Origin of the sequence: Myxococcus xanthus (assembly GCF_013116825.1) — a bacterium.
GTDB lineage: Bacteria > Myxococcota > Myxococcia > Myxococcales > Myxococcaceae > Myxococcus > Myxococcus xanthus_B.
Map to the genome: position 1 here is coordinate 11,826 of NZ_JABFNS010000041.1, position 24,235 is coordinate 36,060.

The 24,235-nt window shown below is 66.9% G+C and carries 23 protein-coding genes and 1 pseudogene; 3 read left to right on the plus strand and 21 right to left on the minus strand.

Annotated features, from left to right (window positions below; genetic code table 11):
* Positions 1–2: 2 nt before the first annotated feature.
* Complete coding sequence (locus HNV26_RS14205; protein ID WP_171442038.1) at positions 3–2,249, minus strand: hypothetical protein; 2,247 nt, start codon at positions 2,247–2,249, stop codon at positions 3–5.
* A complete protein-coding gene (locus HNV26_RS14210; protein ID WP_171442039.1) occupies positions 2,246–6,232 on the minus strand; it encodes a hypothetical protein in 3,987 nt (1,328 codons plus the stop codon). Before HNV26_RS14210 ends, HNV26_RS14205 begins: the two co-directional genes overlap by 4 nt.
* A gap of 291 nt (positions 6,233–6,523) precedes the next feature.
* Between HNV26_RS14210 and tnpC the strand changes: the two are divergent.
* Positions 6,524–7,982 (plus strand): annotated as a pseudogene (tnpC, locus tag HNV26_RS14215) (IS66 family transposase).
* Positions 7,983–8,134: 152 nt separating this feature from the next.
* Complete coding sequence (locus HNV26_RS39280; RefSeq protein WP_366816869.1) at positions 8,135–8,248, plus strand: SEC-C metal-binding domain-containing protein; 114 nt, start codon at positions 8,135–8,137, stop codon at positions 8,246–8,248.
* Here HNV26_RS39280 and HNV26_RS14225 read toward each other — a convergent pair.
* From HNV26_RS14225 to HNV26_RS14265, 9 genes are all read right to left on the minus strand, one after another.
* A complete protein-coding gene (locus tag HNV26_RS14225; RefSeq protein WP_253816556.1) occupies positions 8,220–8,423 on the minus strand; it encodes a hypothetical protein in 204 nt (67 codons plus the stop codon). The genes HNV26_RS39280 and HNV26_RS14225 overlap by 29 nt on opposite strands.
* Before the next feature lie 96 nt (positions 8,424–8,519).
* A complete protein-coding gene (locus tag HNV26_RS14230) occupies positions 8,520–9,344 on the minus strand; it encodes a hypothetical protein (protein ID WP_171442040.1) in 825 nt (274 codons plus the stop codon).
* Positions 9,345–9,508: 164 nt separating this feature from the next.
* Entirely contained in the window at positions 9,509–10,381 is an 873-nt protein-coding gene (locus HNV26_RS14235) for a GGDEF domain-containing protein (protein WP_171442041.1), read from the minus strand.
* A gap of 159 nt (positions 10,382–10,540) precedes the next feature.
* Complete coding sequence (locus tag HNV26_RS14240) at positions 10,541–10,921, minus strand: GPW/gp25 family protein (protein WP_171442042.1); 381 nt, start codon at positions 10,919–10,921, stop codon at positions 10,541–10,543.
* A 10-nt stretch (positions 10,922–10,931) separates the two neighbouring features.
* Positions 10,932–11,603 (minus strand): hypothetical protein, encoded by a 672-nt coding sequence (locus tag HNV26_RS14245; RefSeq protein WP_171442043.1) that lies wholly within the window; start codon positions 11,601–11,603, stop codon positions 10,932–10,934.
* A gap of 8 nt (positions 11,604–11,611) precedes the next feature.
* Positions 11,612–12,190, minus strand: coding sequence for a phage baseplate assembly protein V (locus HNV26_RS14250; RefSeq protein WP_171442044.1), 579 nt, complete (start codon positions 12,188–12,190; stop codon positions 11,612–11,614).
* 10 nt (positions 12,191–12,200) lie between these two features.
* Positions 12,201–13,484, minus strand: coding sequence for a phage late control D family protein (locus tag HNV26_RS14255; RefSeq protein ID WP_171442045.1), 1,284 nt, complete (start codon positions 13,482–13,484; stop codon positions 12,201–12,203).
* Positions 13,481–13,822, minus strand: coding sequence for a LysM peptidoglycan-binding domain-containing protein (locus tag HNV26_RS14260; RefSeq protein WP_171442046.1), 342 nt, complete (start codon positions 13,820–13,822; stop codon positions 13,481–13,483). Before HNV26_RS14260 ends, HNV26_RS14255 begins: the two co-directional genes overlap by 4 nt.
* Positions 13,822–14,334 carry a CIS tube protein gene (locus HNV26_RS14265; protein WP_171442047.1) on the minus strand — a complete coding sequence of 171 codons (513 nt, stop codon included), beginning with the start codon at positions 14,332–14,334 and terminating at the stop codon, positions 13,822–13,824. Before HNV26_RS14265 ends, HNV26_RS14260 begins: the two co-directional genes overlap by 1 nt.
* A gap of 87 nt (positions 14,335–14,421) precedes the next feature.
* Here HNV26_RS14265 and HNV26_RS14270 point away from each other — a divergent pair, with 87 nt between their 5' ends.
* The gene (locus HNV26_RS14270) at positions 14,422–14,853 is read left to right on the plus strand and encodes a hypothetical protein (protein ID WP_171442048.1); all 432 of its coding nucleotides are present in this window, start codon (positions 14,422–14,424) and stop codon (positions 14,851–14,853) included.
* Between the two features lie 18 nt (positions 14,854–14,871).
* Here the strand turns inward: HNV26_RS14270 and HNV26_RS14275 are convergent, their stop codons facing one another.
* The 10 genes from HNV26_RS14275 to HNV26_RS14315 all read right to left on the minus strand — a co-directional run bounded on the left by HNV26_RS14275 (position 14,872) and on the right by HNV26_RS14315 (position 24,232).
* Positions 14,872–17,556: a phage tail tape measure protein gene (locus tag HNV26_RS14275; RefSeq protein WP_171442049.1), complete on the minus strand. Its 2,685-nt coding sequence runs from the start codon at positions 17,554–17,556 to the stop codon at positions 14,872–14,874.
* 3 nt (positions 17,557–17,559) lie between these two features.
* Complete coding sequence (locus HNV26_RS14280; protein WP_002617553.1) at positions 17,560–17,751, minus strand: hypothetical protein; 192 nt, start codon at positions 17,749–17,751, stop codon at positions 17,560–17,562.
* Complete coding sequence (locus HNV26_RS14285) at positions 17,748–18,521, minus strand: T4 family baseplate hub assembly chaperone (protein WP_171442050.1); 774 nt, start codon at positions 18,519–18,521, stop codon at positions 17,748–17,750. Before HNV26_RS14285 ends, HNV26_RS14280 begins: the two co-directional genes overlap by 4 nt.
* Positions 18,522–19,082: 561 nt before the next feature.
* Entirely contained in the window at positions 19,083–19,544 is a 462-nt protein-coding gene (locus tag HNV26_RS14290; RefSeq protein ID WP_171442051.1) for a phage tail protein, read from the minus strand.
* Positions 19,541–20,185: an HNH endonuclease gene (locus HNV26_RS39285; RefSeq protein ID WP_171452809.1), complete on the minus strand. Its 645-nt coding sequence runs from the start codon at positions 20,183–20,185 to the stop codon at positions 19,541–19,543. The genes HNV26_RS14290 and HNV26_RS39285 overlap by 4 nt, the downstream gene beginning before the upstream one ends.
* Positions 20,186–20,187: 2 nt before the next feature.
* Positions 20,188–20,976 (minus strand): phage tail sheath family protein, encoded by a 789-nt coding sequence (locus HNV26_RS14300; protein ID WP_366816870.1) that lies wholly within the window; start codon positions 20,974–20,976, stop codon positions 20,188–20,190.
* Positions 20,867–22,402 (minus strand): phage tail sheath protein, encoded by a 1,536-nt coding sequence (locus tag HNV26_RS39290; protein WP_366816867.1) that lies wholly within the window; start codon positions 22,400–22,402, stop codon positions 20,867–20,869. Before HNV26_RS39290 ends, HNV26_RS14300 begins: the two co-directional genes overlap by 110 nt.
* Complete coding sequence (locus HNV26_RS14305; RefSeq protein WP_171442054.1) at positions 22,399–22,728, minus strand: hypothetical protein; 330 nt, start codon at positions 22,726–22,728, stop codon at positions 22,399–22,401. Before HNV26_RS14305 ends, HNV26_RS39290 begins: the two co-directional genes overlap by 4 nt.
* Positions 22,725–23,627, minus strand: coding sequence for an IPT/TIG domain-containing protein (locus HNV26_RS14310; RefSeq protein WP_171442055.1), 903 nt, complete (start codon positions 23,625–23,627; stop codon positions 22,725–22,727). Before HNV26_RS14310 ends, HNV26_RS14305 begins: the two co-directional genes overlap by 4 nt.
* Positions 23,627–24,232 carry a hypothetical protein gene (locus HNV26_RS14315; RefSeq protein ID WP_171442056.1) on the minus strand — a complete coding sequence of 202 codons (606 nt, stop codon included), beginning with the start codon at positions 24,230–24,232 and terminating at the stop codon, positions 23,627–23,629. Before HNV26_RS14315 ends, HNV26_RS14310 begins: the two co-directional genes overlap by 1 nt.
* Positions 24,233–24,235: the final 3 nt, after the last annotated feature.

A 24,235-nucleotide genomic window follows, 5' to 3' on the forward strand; every position in this document is an offset into this window, starting at 1 on the left:
AGTCACGCCCCCAGCGCCGCCAGCACGATCGACACCGTGACGAAATCGCCCTGCACGCCGCCTTCGAGGACACGCTGCACGCCGATCGTCACCGTGCGATCGACGTGCGCGGGGATCGGAAGCGGAAGTACGTCGTAGAGCACGTCGCCGCCCGCCGGCTGCTGCGCACCGTAGGTCCCGGTCGCGCCGCGGCGAGGGAACTGCGCGGCCGGGATGTTGCCGTCGGCCCACCAGACGGTGTAGAGCCCGGCGGAAGGCGGCGTCGTGAAGCGCAGCTTGATCATGGTGCGCCGGTAGAAATCGAGTCCCAGCACGTCGACGACGAACGGCGGCGGCACGACCGGCACCGTCGGAACGCGTACGATCGTGGCGGCGGTTCCGAACGGTCCGACGCGGCCGAGGAACGCGACGCGCGCGCTGTACGACTCGACGACGAGGCCCCCGGGCGCGGGCAACGCTTCGGCGAACACGAGCTCGTCGGGCAATCCCACCGCTGCGAACGTCGCGACGTGCATCCAGAGGGCCGGCGCGAACGGGTCCTGCGCGAGCCGCGCAGTGTCGGCGCCGAAGAGCGTGACCGGCGAGCCGTTGTCCGGGATCGCGATGTCGACGGTCGACGCACCGGAGGCGACGATGGTGTCGCTGAACGCACCGACCGACAACGTGCCGCCGACGAAATCGGCCAGCCCGGCGACACCGGTCACGTTGACGCGATAGAGGCCGGGCGAAACCGGCCACGGACCGCTCGCTGTGGCGTTCGCCGTACGGGGCGCGATCGTGCGGCGATAGACGAACACCTGGCCGCCGGCATGCTCGACGATCGGATCGGGCTGCCAATCCGGGATGTCCGGGCGCCCTCTCGCGCGCCGGATGCGCGTCAATCCCGACTCGTGGACGCCGCTCTCGAGCGGCGGCGCCATCGGCGCGTGGTGCAACGCGAGCGGCGTGACCGTCGACCACGCCGACTTCGCACTGACGCGATCCCACGCATCGATGGCGCGGGCGCGCGATCGCAGCGTCACGTCGATGAACGCGACGTCGAAGTTGCGCGCGACGCTCCCCTGCAGCGGCGGATCGTCGATGCGTCGCGACCGGCTCATGAACGTCGTGGTGCGCGCGGGCGAGCCGGTCGCGGCGCTGGCGCCGACGACTTCCTCGACTTCGACGCCGAGCGCGCGCGGATCGCTCTGCAGCCATGCGAGCGTCGCGCGCACGTTGTAGTCGCCGTCGAACGCGAGGATCGGCGTGAACTGCGCGAGCGACGGAGAGGAGCCGGGCACGCCGCTACCCGGGAACACCGTGCGCTTCGCTCGCAGCCGGACCTCGGGGTCGACGTACCACGGCGCACTCGGCGCCGCCAGCGCCGGGGCCGGCCAGGGCGCGCATACGACGAGATTGCTGCGTCCGGTGGGACCGTCCCGATCGCGCACGCGATACGCCATCAGCGTGCCGGGTGGTTCCTTCAGGATCGCGTCGCCGAGGTGGTCGAGGGCGCAAACGCTCTCGCGCGGACCGTCGAAGAACGCGAAGCCGCCGAGCAGCGCGAACTCCCATCGCAGGCCGAGAACGATCTGCACAGCTTCCCACGCGGTTGGCGTGCCGGGCTCTTCGGTCGCGGGTGACGAGACGTTCGCGGCATCGACGGTATCGACGAGCTCGCTCCATTCGGTCGTGGCGATCGTGACCGGCATGCCGTAGCGCGCGGCGATCGTGGCCAGCGGCTCGGCATAGGTCGCCGCGACCTCGATCTCGGCGATCGGCTGGAACGGAAGGCCGTGGCTCTTGAAGAGGTCGAGCACGTGCAGGTTCGACAGCATCGCCCACGTCGCATAGATGTCGACGCGGTCGAGGAGCGCGGCTTCCGCATACACCGACTCGCCGCTCGTGACGAGCCGGTCGTATGCGACCACGCCGCTCGCCGCATCGCGGATCACGATGCGCGCCGGCGACCCCTGGTAATCGAAGCGGATGCCCTGCACCGGCGCCCGAAGCGTGTACGCGTACGGCGGCACGAAGCCGAACACCGACACGTCCGGTCGCGCTTCCCACCAATCGTACGGATACTGCGCCGACGCCAGCGGATGCTGGTACAGATCCTTCGGATCCAGGGGCGCGCGCTCGACGACGATCCGCTTCGGCAGGCCGAGATAGCTGCCGGCGACGATCGCCTGCACCGGGTAGTGCCAGCGCAACCGGTGACCGCGCGGCTTGTCGTCGATCCAGCCGAGCGCCGAAAGATGGATCCTCATGCTTCGTCTCCTTCGCTCGGCTGGCCGATGAACGGGCTGGCTGGCGCGGCTTCATCGCCTGCTCCCAAGCGCGCGATCGACGCGACCAGCCGCGCCTCGACCTCGTGCGCGGGAAGATCGAGCAGCGCGGCTTCCTCCCAGATCTTCGGATCGAACTTGACGTACTTCAGCGCAAGCTCGATCAGGTCGAACCGGATGCCGCCGTGCGTGCCCGGCAACGGCCAGTCCGCGCCGAACGGCTGGATGAACCGCAGCTTCACAACTTCGGGTCCGGGCCCGACGAGCACCGACGGGCGCAGAGACGGCAAGCCCGCCGCCGATGCGTCGAACGAGAGCGTCAACAGGTACTCGCCGCGCGGCAGTCGCGTCGGAACGCCGGCGAGCGAGCCGGTGAGCAGCGCCGCGCTGCCGTCCGCGTTCGGCAGGACGCCGACCGAAAGCTGCAGCTTGCGGCGATGCGCGTATCCGGTGGGACAGCCGTTGGCGGGAACGACGTGCGACACCGAGAGCGCGATCGTCACGCGCCGCCAGTCGACCGGCTCGGGCGTTCGCAACCACAACGCGAACGGACGGTTCGCGCTGTCGACGATCGCTTCGATCGTCGTGGCCGTGACCGGATCCTGCACGCCGATCAGCGGATCGGTTGCGCTGCCGAAGCGGGCGCCGGTGGCGGCGGCGAACCGCGCGAAGCGAACCGCGGCATTCGCGTCGAGCGGCCCGAGCTCGGCCGAGAGGCTCGCCGGCAGCCGCCACGAGATCGGCGGCGACGTCAGCTCGACCGGATACGGCGGCAGCGGGAAGATCACGTCGGGAAGGGGCAGCAGCGGCTCGTAGGGCAACGCGACCTTCGCCTGGAGCTTCGGCAGCGGATCGATGCCCTTGGCCAGCTCGTAGACCTCGGCGTGCCAGGGCAACTTCTTCGGCGCGATCGTTGTACATGCAGGCGCGACGTGACGGCCCTCCGCGTCGTAGCGCACGGCGACGCAGCCTTGCGGCCAGGCGAGGTGCGAGCGAAAGTCGGCGAACGCGGAAACGTATCCGGTCCACTCGTCGAGCTTGAGCTCGCCCTGTCCGGGATGCGCGACCAGCACCTCGAGCTTCGCCATGCCGGCCTGCGGTGGAAGCGCAGCCATCACCAGCTCGGCATCGGCGGGCACCGTGCCGCCGTTCGCCGCAATCCAGTTCTGGCTCTGCGGCAACATTGAGCTCGAGCCGTCCGGTACGGCGGTCGGGGCCACTTGCTCCTTCACTTCGCCGCCCGCTTCATAGATCAGGTGGAGCTTCAGCGGCGCCGACGAGAAGATCGCGCCGATGTACGACACGAGGAAGCGCACCGCGACGTGGTAGCTGCGGTAGAGCGGGAAGCCGATGCCGAAGAGCGTCGGATTCCATGCCGACGCGGTCCACGTCGTCCACGGATGCTGCTGCCGCGCGAACGGCCGCACATCGCCGAACGTCGAGTGATGGACGTACGGCCGCGTGGTCTCCGGGTACGTGACCTCGAACTCCTGCTCGGCATGCCAGGCGATCGCCGGCGCGGACGGATAGATATCCGGATGGGCGCTGAATTCTTCGTGGACGGCACTCGAGTTGCCCGCCACGCTCAACCGATAGCGACCCGGCACGAGGATCGTCTTCTCGGTCGCCCCGCCGACCGTCTTGCGCGCTTCGCGATACCTCACCGCGTAGACCAGGAGATCGCCGCCGCTCGCCTTCGCGAACGCAAAGTGCGTTACAGGCGTCGTGAACGCGAAGTACTGCGCGACGAGGTTGAACGAGCCGTAGAGCTGCCCGACCGGGAAGACACCGGCCACCGATGCGGTCGGCGACGTCACCAGCGACTCGCCGTCGAGCTTCTCGTGCGCGGTGATGACGAACAGGATGATCTCGTCGACCGGAATCTCGTTGCCGAGCGCGTCGACGACGCGCAGCTTGATGTCGTTGCCGCGCAGCACGCGTGTCGGTACGGCCGGCGCGAAGCTCGGGTCGAGCGTGGCGCTTCCCGCTCTCGGAACCACGTGCAGGTCGCCGAACGCGCGGTCCGCCGAGAACGTGTGTGCGGGACCGTAGCCGAAGAAGACGTCGACGACCTTCGGCGGCGTCGCGCTGGTCCAGGTCGCGATGTCGGTGTGCGGCGTCAGCCAGGTGAGCGGATCGGTACCGAGCACGTGCAGTTGCGTCGTGCCGCCACCCGGTCCGTCGGCCCAGAGCGCCTTCACGTTCGGGACGAGGGTGTCGTGCGTGAGGTCGCGCAGCTCGAGCTTCGTCAGCGTGTGCGCGACGTTGTAGCCGGCCTGGTTCACCGGGCTGACGATCGGGCCGATGATCGCTCCGGTCGCGTCGGTGACGCGCGCCTGGAACGGCACGACCAGCTCGAGATCGGGCCACGGCTTCGCGCCGTCGAGATCCCATTGCTGGTCGGACACGACGTGCGTGGCGATGATGTGCTGCGCCTGCATGGTCGGGAACCCGCCCGCGATCGCCTCGCCGGCGAGCAGCGGAGCGCTGATCTTCGGCGGCGTCGCGATGTCGTCGCCCCACTTCTTCGAGCCCGACACGTCCGGGATCGGCCAGGGAAGGTCGAGCGTGACCTTCATCTCGAACGTGAACAGCGTCGGCTGAGGCAGGTAGACGGTCGGCGTCGCCTCGCCCTTCAGCAGGAACGAGAACTTCCACACCTTGATGCCGAGCTCGCCGAGCACGCTGAGCCGTGCACGTACGAGCATCGGATCCCAGCCGATGTAGGCGGCGAGCGCGACCGCGAGTCGAGCGACGAGGCGGATGATCTTCGCGATCCTGTACTCGCCGCCGAGGCCGACTTTCGCACCGAACGCGACGCGGTGGTGGTTGATGCGCAGGTACGCTTCGGCCTTCTCCGAGAACAGGATGTTGATGACCGGGACGTCGGTGAGAACCTCAAGGTAGCACGGCTTGGTCTCGGTGCCGAGATCGAAGAACCATGCGGTCGGATCGCTGAACGAGAAGAATCCGTCGAGCTGGCCGAAGCCCTTGAGCAGCGTGGCGAAGCCGCCGTCGGAGAGATCCTCCGGCGGCGCCTTGATCTCGACTTTCACGCCCGCGCCGAGTGCGAGCGATGCGGACGCGATATCGATGACGAAATAGCCCTCGACGCCGAAGCCCTTCCGGCGCAGGAGCACGCCCTTGCCGCCGAGGATGATCGCGCCGCCCGGGACGAGAAACGCGAGGCCGATCGGGTTCAGCTCGAAGATGAAGCCCTGGTCGGCGATCGTGCACAACACCGTCTTGATGCCGACGCCGACCGCCGTCCGGTCGATCGGCCCGGGCTGCCAGCGATCGATCGCATGGTTGCGCGCCCATGCGACATAGTCCTTCGCGGTCGGGCTCGTGACCGGCTGGCCGGTGTCGGTCTCGAGATGCGCGACGAAGTTGTACGCGAAGTCGCCGCCGATGCCTCGCAGGCCGAGTCCGGTCGGTCCGAGCGGAATCGCCGCGCCCGGTGGAAGCTCCGCGTTGAGCTCGAGGACTATTCCGCGTTCGCTGATGCCCCCGTAGATGGCCGCACCGATCTTCAGCGGCACGAGCTTGAGCGAGCCCAGTCCCAGCCACGCACCGCTGTCGTATCCGAAGCCGAGGCTGCCCTCGAAGGCGGACTTCTTCTCGACGCGCAGTTCGCCGAGCACGTCGATCCACCGCTTGATCTTCACGGCCGACGTCGCCGACGAGAGATCGATCTCGGACCGCGACACCGCCACTTCCAGCCGCATGAAGGGCGTGATGCCCGAGAACGTGAAGGCGCCGCGGACCAGCACCTGGAACGTGTCGGCAGCGAGATCGACGCCGGTGACGCGGATCAACGGCGTCGTCGAGAGCTGGTCGCCCGCCTGCAGGCTCTGGAGCTTCTCGCGGATCTTCTGCTCGGCAAGCGCCGAGAGGTCGTTGAAGAAGTCGTTCAACGCCTTCCAGATCGCTTCGCGGACCAGCTTCTCGAACCAGTCGAACATGCGGCTCCCCCGTTCGCGTTGCGACGCGTTCCCGGCGTGAATGCGATCCCGGCCTGCTCGCGCACGATTGCGGCAGTCGCAACCGCGCCTGGTCCCCATCCGTGGAGCGATGGACGCTACGCAGAACGAGGGGGCCGCGCAACGGGAGTGGCCTGCGCATCGTGAGACCCGTCCAGTATTCCAATGGTAACCGTTCACCGGTTGGTGCTTGCTTGAAGGAACTGCCGGGCAGCGGACGGTGGGCGGGACGGCGCTCGACGGTGGCGGTTGTGGCGTGACACACCGCCACTCGTGGCGGACCTCGACCCCAAGGATGCGCGCATCGCGGAGCTGGAAGCGCAGGTGGCCGCGCGACGCGGTCATCGTCGAGTTGCTGGCGAAGGTGGATGCCCTCACGGCGCGCGTGGCGGAGTTGGAGGCACGGCTGAGCCAGAATTCGAGCAACTCCTCGAAGCCGCCTTCCTCGGATGTCCCCGGCACGCCGCGCCCGCCGAAGAAGACGACGGGACGGCGTCCCGGCGGCCAGCCCGGGCATAAGAAGCATGAGCGACGGTTGCTGCCACCCGAGGCGGTGCAGCGCTTCGTCGAACTGGTCCCCAAGGAGTGCAAGGGCTGCCGAAGTCGACTGGTCGGCAGAGACTCCGAGCCGAGCCGCCACCAGGTGGTGGAAGTGCCGCCGCTTTCTGCCTTCGTCACCGAGTACCGCAGCCACGCGTCACCGTGCCGCTCGTGCGGCACGGTGACGCGGCAACCCGTGCCCGCGAATGCCCGCAGCGCCTTCGGCGACCGGTTGGGCGCGCTGGCCAGCCTGCTGGTGGGCAAGTATCGGCTGTCCAAGCGGATGGTGAAGGACGCCCTCTCGGACATGGTGGGCGTGGAGTTGTCCGTGGGCAGCGTGGTGAATCTCGAAGAGGAGATGGCAGGCGCGCTCGCCCCTGCGGTGGCCGAGGCCACCGAGTACGTGCAGGCCGCCGACAGGGCACACGCCGACGAGACGGGCTGGGTGGAAGGGCGTGAGGAGGGGCGAGGCAAACGCGCCTGGCTGTGGATGGTGGCCACGGCGCTGGTGGCTGTCTTTCACATCGCCAGGAGTCGAAGCGGCAAGGTGGCGCGGGCCCTGCTGGGGGAGGGCTTCGCCGGCTTTCTCGTCAGCGACAGGTGGAGCGGGTACGAGTGGTACGACGTGGGGCTGCGGCAGGTGTGCTGGGCCCACCTCACCCGCGACTTCCAGGGCTTCATCGACCGGGGTGGCCAAGGCGGCCGCCTTGGCAGCAAGCTGATGCGCCAGCGCAACCGCTTCTTCAAGTGGTACCTCCGGGTACGCGACGGAACCATGACGCGCGAGGACTTCGAGAAACGCATGCCCGAGGTGGAGCGCGAGGTGGGCCGCCTGTTGCGCCGCGCCGCCGTGCACGCGGAGAAGGAGACGGCCGGGATGGCCCGGGAGATTCTGCGCTTTGAGAAGTGCCTGTGGACATTTGTCGACGTGCCGGGCCTGGAGCCGACAAACAATTTCGGCGAGAGATGTCTGCGTCACGCCGTCATGTACAGGAAGACGTCCTTTGGAACGCAAAGCCCCGAGGGCAGTCGCTTCGTGGAGCGAATCCTCACGGCCGTCACCACGCTCAAACTGCAACGGCGCGACGCCCTGGACTTCCTGACGAACACCTTGCACGCACATCGGAACGGCCTTCCGCCCCCCTCGCTGCTGCCCTCTCCGGAAACGCTTCAGCTCGCGAACGCCGCCTGAGCCGGTGAACGGTTACGTTCTCGCGTGGCGTGGACACGCGCTATGTTCCGTACTTGGTAGGCGATGCGACGATTGTCGAACGAATCATCTTTGACGAGCCTCTCGCACAACTCAGAAATCTCATGGCAACGCCGCAGGACCTCCTGGGCGCAATGGCTGCACTCGGTGGTGGAAGCGGAGCGGCTCATGGGAAAGTTGGCCGCAACGAACCGTGCCCCTGCGGTAGTGGCCGGAAGTTCAAGCGATGCCACGGCTCCGGGGGCTGAGCCTGCTCCTTACCGGACTTCCCCGAAACAGGTTAGGTGCCGTGAAGCCGGAAGCCATCATGCGTGCCAGGGCGATGACGTTGCTGCGCTGGGTGGCGGTGGAGAGGCGCGACTCGCGGGCGAGGTTGTCCTGGTAGAAGCCGAGGACATCGCCGCTGAAGGCGTGCATCTTCATGAGGAGGTTGCCGAAGCTGGCGACGTCGAAGTCTCTCCAGTCAGGAAAGGCGCTAAATGTTATCTGCTGTAATCATGGGTTTGCTGACTTAGGGGATCAAGCGCTCCGCGAGTACACTGACCAGGAGATGCCTAGTCCGCCGAGTACTGTGCTGATGTTCGCGAAGTCGAGGATGGCTTGATATAGTTCTCGCGAGTGTTCGGCGTTCTCGTCAATTAGCTCAAGCACCCAGTTGGGTGGATTTTGTTTGTCACTAAGGGTGGGGAGTCCAAGAGCCAAAGCCAATTGCCGTAGGTGTCCTGGTAATGTTGTTTGCGGGATAGGGTCGTGCAGTTTGAGAAAAAGAGTGTCGATGTTCTCAAGCTCAATTTCTTGAGGTTCGGCATTGGCGTAGCCTCGAAGGCCCTCGGAAATGAAGGACCATGTTTGGTGACCTCGAAGCAAAGATGGGGAAATGAACGTGCTCCTGTTGAGGATATTACTCTCACGCTGTAATCTGAGGAGGTCGCGGTACTTGCAAAATGCTGGGGCTGCGTATCGGATAATTGCGAGTTTTTCAATTTTTGCTTCAAGGTCCTCAAGGGTTGATTGCTGGTCTTCATCTATGGTGAATCGAAAATAAGGGCATCTCCAGTAGTTCCATTGCTTGGCTCTTTTGCTTTTGATGTGGCGGGAGCGTTTGTATTGGAAGAATAGGCTTGTTTTCTTGTCTGGGAGTTGGGTTGAGAGTCGCGAAGAGTTGGGCTTCCCCCAGTGAGATGGCAGCAACAGAATCCCTTTGGGAGCAGATGTTCCAAGTAGCTTCCAGATGGCACTCTCTCGGCGTGGAGTTGCCGCAACATCGTATCCAAGGATTGCCTCAAGCACTTGCCCGCTGGGGTAAACGTCGCCCATCTGGAATAGTTCGATGTTGGCAGCCATCTCGTACTGCTTTTCCTCAAAGCCGCCAGGGGTGAGAGGTTCGTCTCTGGGGATCTGTGTTTGCGATGTGCGCCAACGCAATTGTGTTCTCGTTTTTTGAGTGTGGTTTGTGTGGTGTGTCTGTTGGTTGAAGGAGGGCTCTTGGGGTGGATTTTAGTGGGGCTTCAAGTGTTGGCAGGAATGCTTGGTCTGAGTTGGAGCAGTTCGACCTCCTCGTCCGGAACAATCAATGCGCTTGTCCTCGAGCCATCGGAGAGCTTGGATGCTTCTTTGGCTTTCTTCTGGAGGTGATCGGCCTGTTGAAGTTCGGATTCAGCATCCGTCTGGGGATTGTTGATTGAAAGCAGTCCGCAGGACGCGGTCAACCTGCGGCCCTCTCCCTTTACGCTGACCTCTTCCTTTGAGATGGATAGGAGGGCCCGTCGCAAATGCTGTCGAGCTGCATCAATCTCAACCCCCGGAAAAATAACCACCACCTCGTCTCCACCCTTGCGGTACGCCTCTCCCTCACCCGAGAGTGCCTCCTCTATCGCATGAAAGAAGGCCTTGATTGCGGTGTCACCCGTGGCGTGATCCCCATCTTCGTTGAATGCTTTGAGACCATTCATGTCGAGATAGGCAAGTGAAACTGGATCGTCGGTGCGGCAGTTCATGATGGCCACCGAAAGATCTCGCTCGACATAACGGCCATCGTAGAGGATGCCAAATGCTTCGCGAAGGCGTGTTGCCCTCAATTGGTCTTGTAGTTCGTAGAGGCGCAGACGTCCCAGATGTCCAATTTCGATGTTTACGTATTCGCCGTTCAGGATCGCCTCGGTGACGCGCGTTCTTTCGATGCGAATCACCTGCTCCATGTTATTGGCGATGTCGTGTATGTTGTTTGTGTATGCGTTGGCGTATGGACTGGTTCGGGTGTCTGGTCCGTTGAGCATCCCCCTCATGATGAGGGACAGAACCATTTGGCGCTCTTTGACGCTTTCGAGCGTGCCGCCGCGCGCTGGGTAGGTCCTCTGAATCGCGCGAGTCTGTTCTAGCACGGAGAGAAGCTGTAGCTCCTGGTACCGGGCGTCGTTTTTGTAGCTAGGCAATTTGGTGCTCGTTCTCTGTGGCTGTTGGCGGGATGGAAGGGGCTCGGCTAGGCAATATGGTTATACCATGAGCCGGTCAGTGGGCTGGGTTGGGGGAGGAATACGCCATTATTGGGTGACAGGCACGCGTACCGCCACTTCGACGTCATATTCAGAAATGCGTAGGAGGAGCGATATTGTTGCCTCGCCCTGCTCGACTTCGAACTCCACCAACCGCACGCCAGGCAGCCAGCGCGCGAGCGCGTCACGGATGTACACGCGCGCCAGCTCCGCCAGCACCGTGTCGTTGCGTTGGTGGCGGAGCCGCGAGAGGCCCGCGCCGAAGCTGGTGCGCCAGGGCAGCTCGCCGGTGGAATGGGGAGTGGCGCCTTCCGTCAGCAGGACCTGCCGTACCTTCGAGGCGAGCAGTTCGGCCCCGGTCCCCGTTGCGAAGTCCCGCTTTCGGTCGCGCCGGAAAGGGACGAGGAGATTCTGGGGGGCTCGACTCATTACGTCCTCCTCATGGAACGGGAATGGCCGCGCGCACCTGCTGCAGCGTGCGGACGATGGCGTCGAGTGGTGCGATGGCGCCGTCGAGCGGGCCTTCGAGGCTGGAGAAGTCCGGCACCTGGGGGCCGCCCACCAGGCCCAGGAGGACGTTGAGGAGGGCCATGAGCTGGGAGAGAGCGGCCAAGGCCTTGCCGACGTTGGCGGCCTCCTGGGCGACGTTGGCCTCCGCGCAGCCGGCCACGGTTAGGAGGCCCGCGTCCCCAAGCTGGGCGGCACGTTGCCGGGCCCGCGCCACACTCGATAGGCGCTGCTGGAGGTGGGCGAGCTGGTTTCGCGCTTGGCCCAGTTCCCCCAGGACAATGTCGATGACGCCCACCACGGTGTACGGCACCGAGAGCTGGGGGACGAGGCGAAGCAGCTTGGACACCTTCTCGGCCAGATTCGGCAGGGCCGCGGCGATGGCTGTCGGGTCCGGCGGCGCCCCCAGTGCGTCAGGTATCGCCTTCACGACGTCGACGAGTGCCAGCACCGCGCCGATGACGTCGAAAATGGGCATAAGCGGCGCGAGCGCCGGCTGGACGGCCTGCAGGAGTTGGTGGTGCTGCAAGGTGGCGCCGCCGGGCAGGGTGAGCGTGGGCGCCTCGGGCAACGGCGGAATGTGGATGCAGATGGGCAGCGTCATGGGCTTCCTCAAATCGGCTCGGCGATGGGGCGCACCACACGCCCGGCGATGGTGACCTGTGCGGCCTCCACGGAGATGGCGCCGACCGCGCGCAGGGTGAGGGCGGTGGTGGCCTCCAGGGTGACGGAGTTGGCTTCCGCGTCGAAGGTGAGGCAGTCGCCCGTCTTCCGGTTGGTGAGCTTCAGCTTCCGCTTCCCCGCGGACTCGTCCAACTCGACGCGAAAGGTGGGCGTGGCGAGGACGCGATTGTCGGGCGGAGACACCTGGGCCTCTTCGGGTACCTCACTCTGGCCGCCGGGCCGCCCCCAGTGCGCGCTGAGGTAGTAGGGCGCGTCGACGTCGCCCTGGTTGAAGAAGACGGCAACCTCGGCGCCCACCATGGGAATCGCGAAGAAGCCCGTGTCCTTGGCGCCGCCCCCGGAGGTGCCCAGGGGCCAGGCCCAGGCGGACTCGGGCTCAAGGACACCGGGGATGCACACGCGGACGCGGCCGAGCTGCGCCTCGTCGTCGCGGCTGGTGACGTAGCCCACGTACATGCCGAACAGGCGCGTGTCGTGGGCGAGGATGTCGTCGTCGAAGGTGCTCATGGTGGGCTCGCTACCTGGGGAGACTCATTCCGGCTTCGGGGTCCTCGACACCGATGGGCTGCCCGTCACGTCGGTACTCGATGTACCGGGTGCCGGTGTCCCTCTCGAATGCCTCCACTTCCTTCAGCGCACCAGTCGTCTCGGGTGCGCTGGTGTTGGGCTGTCCGCCCTGGGGCTGGCCCTGCTTCTCCGGGCTGGCTTGCTGCCGGCGGCCGGTGCCGTCGCGCGACAGCTTCAACTCGCAGGTGTAGCCAGAGGAGGAGAGGACGTGCTTCGCCTCGGTGACGTAATACTTCCCGGACAGGAAGCTGGAGATGCCGCGCACCTCCACCACGGACTTCGCGCGCAAGCTGGGGTTGCCCACCACCTGGAGGGACAGCTTCACGGTGCCGGACTCTGCGCGCCGGAAGCGAGCCGCGGACTCGCGCTGGGCCTGGGCAGGTGTCGATGCCGAGGTGGGCTGGACACTGGTGGTGCTGCTGCGAAGCTGCAGCGATGTGGTGCCCGTACGCTTGTCCACCACCTCGAGGAAGTCCGCGAGGGTGGTGCGCTCTACGGTGGCACTGCTCGACTCGGCCTCGATGTTCGCCTTGGCCATGGCGTCCCGGCCACGGACGCCCACCTGGCCCACTCGGCGGCCCAGCTCCGACTCGACGTTGACGGAGAGGATGTCGCCCCGGCCTGCGTCCGCGTACCACCACAGCACCTGGGTGGGCGTGGCGGCCTGGTTGCGAGGGCCGAAGGTGAGGCCCCTGTCGTCGACGTGGAACTCGAACTCCTCCCGCGCGGCCAGGCGCCGGAGGAACCTCGCGTCCGTCTCCCCTGCCTGGTGGATGGTGTCGAAGGCTTCTCCGGTGTCCTCGACGTGGACTGAGGCCTCCTCGTAGCCGTACTCGGCGGCCACTTCCCGCACCACCTGAGCGCGCGTCTTCCCTGACCAGGTGCGCGTCTTCGCTTCGCGGTGCATGAGGGCGCTGAGCGCCTGGCCCTCGACGGTGAGCACCTGAAAGCCCTTCAGCTTCTTCACCACCACCCGCCGAGGCGGCGCCATGAGGCCCGGGTAGCCCCAGGACACCTCCAGTACCGTGCCGCCCACCAGCTCGGCCCTGTCGAAGAGCGCCAGGTCGAAGTTGTCCAATTGGAGGGACAGCTTGTCGGCCTTCGTCGCGCTGTCCTCAAAGGTGAGCCCGAGGACGCGCCCCTCAAGCGAGAGGGGCTCACCGCCGCGGGCCTTCTCGTGTGCCAGCAGCGTGAGGCGCACGCCAGGCGCGCTCCTGTCGAAGGGGCGCGTCATTCGCTAGCCCTCCGCCGCTGCTCACTGAGGATGACGTCGGTGAGGACGCGCAGCGAGGGGATGTAGAGGCGCCGCCCCGCCTCCAGCTCCAGCGTCGCGTCGATGATGGGCTCCGGTTGGTAGTCCGCAATCGCCCACCAGAAGCCGCAGGCGCGCGGGAGGGGCGCGAAGTAGCGGCCGGCGAGGCCCCAGAGGGAGTCGCCCTGCGCAACGAGGTGGACGCGCGTGTCAGCGTGCGGCTGGAAGCCGTAGGGGACTCTTTCCGTGAGGAAGAGGCGGCCGGCCTCGTCCCGCAGGCAAAGGGAGAAGGAGTAGCGGCTGCCGGCGTGAGGGGCCACTACGGCACCTCCTGGCGGAGTTGCTCGGAGGTGACGCGGGTGTCGAGCACCTCCTCGAAGGTGACGGTGGCGGTGTAGACGAGGACGCGGCCGTCGACGGCGAGCTGGCGGTACTGGAACTCGACGCTAGCGACGACGCACTCCACGGTAATGACGCCGGGCCAGAGGACGAGGACGCGCGGAGGTGCCGTCGCGAGCACACCTTCAGTGCCCGCCGGAGGCACGGTGAGCGCGCGCAAGAAGGCGCGGAACGCCATGACGTTGGACGTGTCGGCCTGCTGCGTGGCGAAGAAGGCGTCCAGGTAGAACTCCACGCCTGCCAACTGCCGGTTGGAGGTGCCCTGAAACTGGAGCACCTGGTGCGAGAGGCCCGGCACCGCGAGGCGATTCCAGTTCACCTGGACCTTCTCCACCAACTGCGTGGGGTTGAAGAGGCACTCCATGGCCTCGCCGGTGAGGACGTTGACGAGGATGCAGCGGGGGCTACGGGCGAGGGAAGAGGCGAGGGACACGGCAGAGATTCCTCCATGCCTCAGTCAAAGGCCTCGGACTCTGCTCGGGGACATTGGCCAGAGTGCGATAACCTCTATTTCTTGCCCATGCTCTCATTCCAGTTCCTTCCACCTCGTACCTCCCGCTGTGACTGCTGCGGCGGGACAGCGACGCGGCTGCAGGGCTACGTCTACCGTGACGGTGTCAACCATGCCGTCTACTTCGCGCAGTACACGGACATCCATCCCGAGCGGATTGTCTCGTTTGTCGTGAGCCTTGGTGAATGGGGGAAGGGAGGCCCAGAGGGAAAACGTGTGGCATTCGTACTGGCGCTTCGTAAGGGCGAAGACAACCTTGAGATGACTGTAACGGACTCCGTCGATTCACCGTGGAAGCGCATTCGCCTCTTGGGGCAGATGTTGGACAGAGAGGAAGCTTTGGCCCATCCGTGGCTCAAAGAGGTCTTCCTCATCACGGAGCAGGTGTTTCAGCAGGATGCCGAGGTACTTCGCTATTTCAATCCCACCGCCGCTTCATAGGCTGCGAGAAGGGCGGCATCAGTAAGCCGGCATGGGGGAGAAGCTGCGGGAGGCAGCGTCCCTCTCGGCGCGCGCCGTGGCCTGGGCAAGCACCTCGCCGTCCACCTGGACACTCACGAGGACGGGCGGCGCAGGAGGCGCGTCCGGCTGCGAGGAGAGCACCTCGGACTGCGGCAGCGAGGCCTGGAGGGCTGCCACCGCCGGCATGGACGACGACTCCAGGGGCCAGTCCACCGGCAAGGTGGTGGCCGTGGAGACGACGGGCGCCGGGGCAGCCCCAGGCGAGTCCCCAAGGCCGAAGGCGACGGACAAATCCCGGTGGAGGCCCAGCCGAGCTGACCGCAGGGCCTGCTGGAGGACGGTGTCCGTGCCGAAGAGGCTCGCCACCGCGTCCACGACGCCGAGGATGGCGCCCACCAGCTCCAGGAGGACTCCGGAGATGGCGTCCACCACGCCGAAGACGACGAGCTTCATGCCCGTCCACGCCTCGGCCCAGTTGCCGGTGAGGATGCCACTGAGCGTCAACACCACGCCCCAGAAGACGTCGACGATGCCGGAGAAGGCCGCCAGGGCTGCGTTGAGGATGCCCCCCACCACGGACACCGCGAGGGAGGCCGCGGACACCAAAACGCCCACGACGGTGGCGATGTTGCCGATGGCGAACCCGATGGCTTGCCCCATGAGTGCCCACCCACTGCTGCCCTGCTGCAAGGCGGAGTTGGTGCCCAAGAGGCCGGAGAGGGCTCCGCCGAGGACGCGGCCCAGGTGCGCCAGGCTGCCCAGGAGGACGTCAACGCCGGCCTTCATGTAGCCCCACTGCCCCGCCAGTCCCTCCACCACTTCCGCGGCGGCCGTCAGGCTCCTGACGACGAAGTCGAAGACGCGGGCGAGGGCGCGTCCCACCGTGGCGCCGGAGGCCCCGAAGGCAGCGAACTTCGCGGCGGCCGTGGCTGCGTCGTCCCTCTCGGAGAGAAAGCCCAGCGCTTCACCCACCCGCCGCAACGTCGCTTGGAAGGCGTCGAGGGAGGGGCGCGCGGCCTCCAGGCCAGCGGAGAAGCCATCGGCCAGGCCGGAGAAGAAGCTGTGGACGCGGTGTGTCCACAGGTAGACGTTGATGAGGAAGTCCTTCAGGCCGGCGTTCTCAGCGCGGCCCAGCTCCTCCCTCACTGCGCCGGAGAAGCCGCCGTCCTCGAAGAGCTGGACGAGGCTGCGGAAGGCGAGCGTCACCTGCTCCTGCACACGCCGCGCGAAGTCGCCCAGGCCCCCGAGGTTGTGCCGGAAGGCGTAGGCGAGCCCGGCCACGGCGACGCCCAGGAGGACGACAGCGGCTACCGCCGGAAGCACCGTGGCCAGGAGGCTGCCCAGGGTGAGGCCCAGCACCTTGAGGCCCACCACCAGCAGAGCCAGGCCCACCTTTGCGGAGATGACGGCGCCGACGAGGGTGATGACTCCGCCGGCCCCCAGCGCGAAGGCGGCGAAGGCGCGCTTCACCGGGCCGGGCAATGCCTGGAATACACCCAGCACCTGCTGCACTGCCCTCGCGAGGATGGTGACGAGGGGCTTCAACACCTGGGTGAAGGACTCTCCCAGGACGATGGCCAGCGTCTCCAAGTTGCCGGCGAGCAGCGTCTTCTGGCCCTGAAACGTGTCCAGCATTTGCTCGCGGAACTTCGTGGCCGTGCCGCCCGCATTCTCGAACTCATCGCGCAGGTACTTGAGGGCCTTGGCGCCGCGGACGACTTCTCCAGTGTCCTTGCGAATGCCATTGGTGAACTGCGTGAGGATTGCATTCACGCCGCCGAGCGCCTCGCGGCCGAAGGACTTCAGCAGGAAGGCGGAGCGCTGCGCTTCCGTCATGCGCTCGAGTGCGGGCGACAGCTTGTCGAGGATGCCGAGGAAGCTGAGGAAGTTGCCTTTGGAGTCGGTGACGGCAACGCCCAGACCGCGTAGGTGCTCTTGCACCTGCGGGTCCGCCATGCGCTCCATGGCCACGGCGACGGCGGTGGACGCGCGCTCCACGCCGGGGACGACATTCTTCACCAACCCCAATGCAATGAGTGTCTCGGGCAGGGATTGGTTGAGGGCCTGTGCGCCGCGCGCAGCGGTGCCGAGGGCCAGGGGCAACTCGTTCGCGCTCAAGGCGAAGACGTTGACGGCCTGGAGCATCTGGTCGACGGAGATGGCGGCCTTGTCGGTGGAGATGCCGAAGGCCTTCATCGCCTGCGACGCGAGGCCCGCTGCGCCCTGGGGTGTCAGCTCTCCCAGCGAGCCACCCGCCAGGTCCAACACCGGCAGCAGCAGCTTCATGGCCTCAGCAGCGGTGAAGCCGGCCTGGGTGAGCTCGCGCAGGCCCAGCACGGACTCGGTGGGGGTGAATTGCGTGGCGAGGCTGGCTTGGATGGCCGCGTCACGAAGTTGCCCGAGCACCTCGGCCGAGGCGCCGGAGACGGCGGCCACGCCCGCCAGGGCTTGTTCGAACTGGCCGGCGACGTTGGCCAGCGAGAGGGATGCACCCACGGTGACGGCGCCGGCCGTGAAGATGGCCATGGCCACGCCGAGCCGCTGGAAGGCGGTTTCAATACGCGCGGTGCCCAACCCCACTCGCCTGTCCAGGCTCATGAAGTTGCGCTCCACGCCCTGGAAGGTGCCAGAGGCCAAGTCCCGCGCCGTGAAGACGAAGCCCAGGCCGAGGTTGTTGAGCACGCGCTACCTCCGCTTCGCGGACTTCTCCAAGGCCTTCGCCTCGCGACTGCGTTGCTGGCCGATGCGCTCGAGGAGCCAGTCCCTGTCCGAGGTGGGCAGCTCCAAGGCATCACCGAGAGGAACTGCGAGGCCGCTGCCGCCGTGCTGGTGCCAGCACAGGTTGAAGAGGCCCTCGCGCCACGTCTCCAGCGTCACACCGGGGAAGAGGTGGAGCGCTCCCGTCGTCTCGTCGTCCGGGCTTGCCCCGGAAGGAAGAAGCCCCGGTCGAAAGGGAGCTCCACCTCCTGGCGCATGAGGCACTCGGGGCACTCGACTTCGAGGGTGGTGTCCACCCCGCAGTCGACGCGGTCGAACTCGTCGACGAGGAAGTCGGCGTCGCGCAGAGTGAGGTCCTCGAGGAAGCGGCGCTTGTCGCGCGAATCCACGCCGTCGATGTCCTGCACCCGGTAGGTGAGGACGGAGGACAGCAGCTTCTCAGGCGCCGCGCGCTGCAGCTGCGGCAGCCGTCGCTCGTCCTCCCCCGTCAGTAGCTTGAAGCGCACGCGCGTGCCGGCGTCCGGCAGCGTCGTCTCGAAGCGGTTGCCGGCCATGAAGGCCGCGCGGCTGACGTCCGAGAGGGCGCGCACCAGCAACTGCGTCAGGTCCAGCTCCCAGTCGATGCGGGCCCGGCAGGCGGCATTCTGGCAGGGGACGGCGAAGACGTACTCGGGGCCGTAGGTGAGGACGCGCACCTGGAGGAGGGCGAAGAAGCGGTCTCCCTGCAGCACCTGGCCCCAATCCACCTTCCCGTCTGCGAAGGCATAGGGGCCTGCCTCCTGCATCTCCTCCCAGCACGCGGAGAGCAGCTCATCCACCTGGCCGCCACTCTTTGCCAGCTTCCGGTCCGCGAGGACGCGCTCCTCCCGCACTCGCATGCCCCGAATACGGCCTGTCAGCCCCGAGGGGCATGAGATGATGTTCGCCATGTCCTTCCTCCGGGAAGGACAAAGCCCTCGAACTACGAATCGGGGACATCGATGGACGCGGTACCCAACCTGGGTGGGGGACTCATGAGCGCGTTGGTCTGGTCAGGGCCGTTTCGGATTTCAGAGTTGCTGGCGCGGTGCATGGAGAAGGACCAGCCCTGGCCCCCAGCAGGAAGTGGCGTGTACCTCGTCTCCCGGAACGCGTGGACGGGCGCGCCAGGGGCCGAATGCGAACCGCTCTACGTGGGGAGTAACACCGGCAAGTCCCAGCGGTTCTGCACGCGAATCGGAGACCTCATTGCCGACCTGCATGGCTTCTATGACGGTGGGACGGGGCACCACAGCGGCGGGCAGAAGCTTTATGACTGGTGCAGCAAGAACAAAGTGCACCCGGGGTCGCTCTACCTGGGCTGGGCCACGAAGAAGTCCTGGTGCAGCCGTTGCGCAGAAGTCACGCTCGTGAATCAGCTTGTTCGCTCATGGGCGGAGCGGGCGCCCCTTCTGAATGGGAACCGCCCGCCCGCATGCCATGCCCATGGATGCTACGTCGCTGGCTGAGTCCTACTTGGACAGCTCGAAGAAATCGTAGGTGAGGACAACGCTTTCGATGACATTTTCATCGGACTCGTTGTCCCATTCCCCCGCGAGGAACTTCACCGGCCAAGCGTGCGCGAGGCTCCACCGACGAAGGGTGGTGCCGTCCCGGTCCTGCTGGACGATGTCGAGGTGCCTCTTGTAGAGGCTGTCCGGCGAGCCCAGGCCGCTGGCGGTGTGGACGACGTCCTGGAACCAGTCAAAGAGCTCATGGTCCTGCGTGGCGCCTCTCTCTAGGGTGACGTCGGAGAAGGTGAGGCGCCCCGGGGACTTGTTGGGGATGAGGCTGCCGCCCTCGAAGTACTGGACGTTGGCGACCTCGACAGACAGCTCGGAGCACTTCTGGAAACCGGCCGACGCGACCGAATCAATCTCGACCAAAAACTTGAAACGCTTATGGAACGACCTCGGGCTTCCGATGACGGTCACTGCCGTTCTCCTCTTCGCTTTCTGCTTCGAGATTGGGGCGTTTTCCCAAGCCGAGAGGTTGGCTCAATACCGGATTTCCACCTGTGGCAGGTGGGGCATAGAGGCTGTGCATTCTCGACCGTGGGTGCTCCGCCCAGAGACGCAGGGGTGATGTGGTCGCAGTCGACGAGTTCGAATGCTCCACACCAAGCACAGCGATAGTTGTAGAGCTCAATGGCCAGCTTCTTTATCCATGCAGGAAATTGCCACGGGCGTTTCGCTTTGGAGCGGTCCTTGATGAAGAGCGGATGTTCAGCGCCGAATCCCAGTTGCGGCTTTGGGTGGTGGTTCTTGAGGTAGCGAGGAATTCCCGTCGCGTGGTGTCGAGGTTTCAGTGCGATTGGCTTGCCGCAGCCACACTGACAACGATGCTGGCCTGCATTGGCCGCGACCCACAAATCGACACCCTTGTAATTGCCCCGTCTCGCACGTGCATGGTGCCCGAGGATGAACTGGGGGATGCCTGCATGTCGATGGGCAGGCTTCAGGACAATTTGTTCTCCACATCCGCACGCGCAGAGTGGAGCCTGCTGCTTCGCGAGCCAATCTTTGATCAACTCCCTGCCTCGCCAAAGGCCGCTCCATGGAGTCCCTTTAGGCATGGCTACTCTCCCGAGGCCAGCTCGGCTTCGAGGGCGCGGGTGTCCTGGGCGATGCGCAGGACGATGAACTCGGCGGGCTTGTTGGTGGCGAGCCCGATGCGCGCCACCAGCTTGCCGGCGAAAACGACGGACGGCGGGTTGAGGGCGTCCGAGACGTCGACGAAGAAGGCCTTGGCGGGCTCCTGGCTGCGGAAGGCGCCATTCTTCATCTGCGCGAGGAGGAAGGCGGCAATGGAGCGCCGCACCTGGGCGCGCAGCCCCTCCGTGTTGTTGCGGTGCCTCGCGAATTCGAGTCCAGCACGGAGTGACCTCTCAATGAAGGACACCCCGCGCCGCTCGGCGACGTAGGGGAAGTTCCCGCTGGCCTTCAGCGTGCGGCTGCCGTCGATGAAGCGCGGCAGGCCGGGCCCGGTGGTGAGCGGGTTGATGCGGCGGGGGTAGACGACGTCCCGCTTCTTCTCTTCCAACGTCTCCTTGGACTCGAAGCCCAGGACGCCGAACATGCGCCCGGCTTCGATGCCCGCGGGCGCTTCATACACACCACCGGGGCGAGCGCCGTCGTTGCGTGCGAAGACGCCGGCGATGATGCCGGAGGGCGGGACGACGAGCTGCTCCACGTTGCCGAAGACGCCGCGGGCGGGGTTGAGCACCTTGACGCGGGGCCAGTAGAGGGCCGCGTGCTCAGAGAGCCCTTCGAGGGCGGCCTCCTGCGAGACGTAGGAGACGATGTCCGTGGCGCTGTAGCCCGCGGGCGAGTCGAGGACGGCGAAGACGAGGCCGTCGCGCGCCACCTCGCAGTAGCGCACCATGGCGTTGTGGACAGCGGGCGTGGCGCGCCCGGGCACCAGGAGGAGGGAGACGTCTTGCACTTCGTCGAGCGCGTAAAAGGCCGCTCCGGCCGGCCTCAGAGCCGATGAAGTCCGTGTCGTCCAAGCCGACGAGGCCGTCCGCGCCGCCCGAGAGGGCCACCGTCTGCACGTCAGGGAGGGCGTCGGGTTGCACCATGAAGGCCCGGACGTAGGTGGAGCCGGTGCGCTCGTCATTGAGGACGCGCTCGACGTAGCGCGCGTCGCCCCGGGCCGAGGAGAGGTTGGGGAAGGACTCGCGGTAGGTGCCGTCCTCGAGGACGAGGATGTCGACGGTGTCGGGCGCACCATTCGTCGCCGGACGCACCTCCACCTCGAGGCGATTGGCGTAGGCGCCCGCGTCCTTGGCTTCCAGGTGGAGGACGTCGGTGGCGCCGGAGGCGTCGCCCGTATGCGGCAGCGCGTCCAGGCCGAGGCCGGGGCCCGCGTCGCCCTGTACGCGCAGGGACGCGGAGGGGCCCGTGGACTGGGTACGCAGTTGCAGCGTCCCGAGGGAAGAAGGCGCCACGCGGACACCCGTCACGGCGGCCTCCACGAGGGCGCGGACTTCCGCCAACTCGACGGCGCGCAGACTCTGGACGTTGCCGCTCCCCACTTGCGGGCCGCCCGCGAAGCCGAAGACGGTGTTGGCCACCGCGTCGCCCACCTCCAGGCGGCTGGAGGCGCCCTGGGTGTCGCTGGCGATTCTCAGCACACCGGCCTCCACGGTGGCGCGCCCGCCAATGAGTCCCGCGTTGAGGACGGCGGCCACCTCCTGGGCGGTGGCCTGGGCGATGTCGTCGAAGTCCTCCTCGCTGAAGGGGATGAAGACGTCCCGCCCGTCGTCGACGCGCACCCGGAGCGACTGCCCGGCGGTGAGGGTGTAGGGGCCGGGGCGGCCCGCGGAGACGGAAGCCGCGGTGCCGGAGAAGACGACGTCCACCACCTCGGCGCCGTTAGCGGACACCTCCAGGCGCTGGCCGTCGGCCAGGGTGAAGGGGGGACGCATGGTGCCGCGCACGACGGCGGGCGTGGGCCCGCCGCCCGTGGTGAGGGCCGCCGCAGCATGCGTGGCCGTGTGCGACTCGGGGTCGGAGGCGTCCTCGTAGTGGGCGGTGCGCACCACCCAGAGGTTGGTGCCTCCCTGCTCGAAGAAGCCCATGGCGGCGAGGGCCAAGTCCGAGTCCGGCGTGAAGCCGCCGAAGGTGGCCTGGTACTCCTCGAAGGAGGTGCACAGCACGGCCTGGCCGATGGGGCCGCGCTCCGCCAGGCCCACGGCGCCGGCCACGGAGGTGGGCGCCGAGGGAGTGCCACGGACGCGCGGCTCCTCCTCCTCCACGACGACTTTCGACGACAGCAACTCACGACTCACGAGGCACCTCGCTTCTTGCGGGACACACGCGCCGACACCTCCGGCGCGGCAGAGGGCGGCGACGACGGCGTGGCCGTGGGGGCTTGCCGCTTCAGGGCGACTTCGCCCCGGCGAATGGCAGCCGCCACTGCAGGCACGGAGAGCGCGGCCTCGGGCACGTCCTCCAGCGTGACGCCCGTGGCCAGCGTGAGAGAGGAGGGCAGGCGCCGGCCGCTGCGGCCTAGCTGCACTCCGCAGGCACACGCGCCACGCGCAAGGCAGTACGACTCATGGGGCAGCAGGAAGGTGACGAGCCTGCCCAGGGTATTGGTGAGGGTGACACTCATGTGGTGCCTCCAGGGAGTGAGTCCGTTTCGAGGTGCGTCCCAGCGACGGCCTTGCCGATGTCGAGAGGCAGGCCCTCGTCCACGTCGAAGCCGCGCACCACCAGGCCCCAGGTGAAGGCGCGTACGTCGTCGCGGCTGCCGAGCTGCGTGCGCACTTCGCCGTCCGCGTCCATTTCCCAGCGGACGGTGCCGCGCGAGTCGTCCTCCGCGTCCCGGGCCATAGAGAGCCAGCGGTTGCGGTTGATGAAAGTGGCCACGGCGGCCATGAGGTTGAAGAGCTCGGCGGTGCGGTTGGCGGCCACCGTGAGGGTGAAGGCCAAGTCCACCGTGTACGCGGGGCGCCTGCGCACCAACTCGGCGCCGGAGGGGCCTTGCACGACGTCCTCGTGCAACACGTTGGTGGAGTAGCGACGACTCTCGCGTAGCGTGGGGCCTGACAGCACCACGGAGGGCAGCGAGGCCATGGCGATGACGTTGAGGCCGTCTGCCACCGTGTCGTCGTAGTCGACGGAGACGCTGGCGCTGACGTTGGCCACCACCTGGCGCTTCAGCTCGCGCAGCAAGGTGCGCACGAGGCGGGTGAGGTCTGCTTCCTTCGCGACGCGCGGGCGCAGGTAACGGTACGCGCCCGGAAGGAGAGCGGCCTCACCCGGAATAGGGTGTCCGTCCGCGGAGAGGTTGAGCAGCTCCACGTCGACGTTGCCCACCTCATGCATGGGCGTCCGCACGTCCACATGGGCAGTGCCCGCCTCTTCACGGACGGAGAGCACCTCCGCGCGCAGTCCGCCCAGGCGCACGGCGACCCGCGAGGCGAAGCCAGTGCCAGAGAGGCGGAGGATGTCTCCGCCGCTGGTGGGGCCCGAGGAGGGCGTCACGGAGGTGAGGGAGGGGAGGGCCATTACCCGGGCCCTCCGAGGCCCAGCTCCTTGGCCACCCGCGCGAGGAACCGGCGGCTCGCCCCCTGGCGAAACCGTGCGAAGGCGGGACGCAGGAAGGGCCGCGCGGGCGTCTGCGTCACAACCACCCCGCGCCCGCCGCCGCCGTTACGTGACTGGCCAGCCAGGCCGGCCTGGCGCAGCAGCGCGAAGAGGAAGCGCCGCATCTTCGGCGTCATCGGGACGATGACGGGCGGCCCCCCGTACTCCTGGAGCTGCGCCACGTCGACGAGTGCCTCTCCGTCGGGGCCTTTCGCCGTGCGGGACACGCCGATGAAGGCCTCGTCGCCCTCCACGACGACACTGATTGAGTTGCGCAGCGCACCGGAGACGAGGAGGGACTTCGTCCCGCTGACGCCCGCGAGCTGGCGCGCCGCCAGCGTGAGCGGGGAAGGCGGGCGGAGCGGCTCGCCACCAGGCGCCTGCTGGGTGAGGCCCTGTACGACTTCCTTGCGCAGGGCGTGCGCCTCCTGCCGCAGGGCCGTCTGCATCGCCCCTTCAAGGCGCGACGAGCCCGCCGCCAGCAGTTGGCGGGCCCGTGCCCAGTCTCCGGTGCGCGAGACGGCCATGGA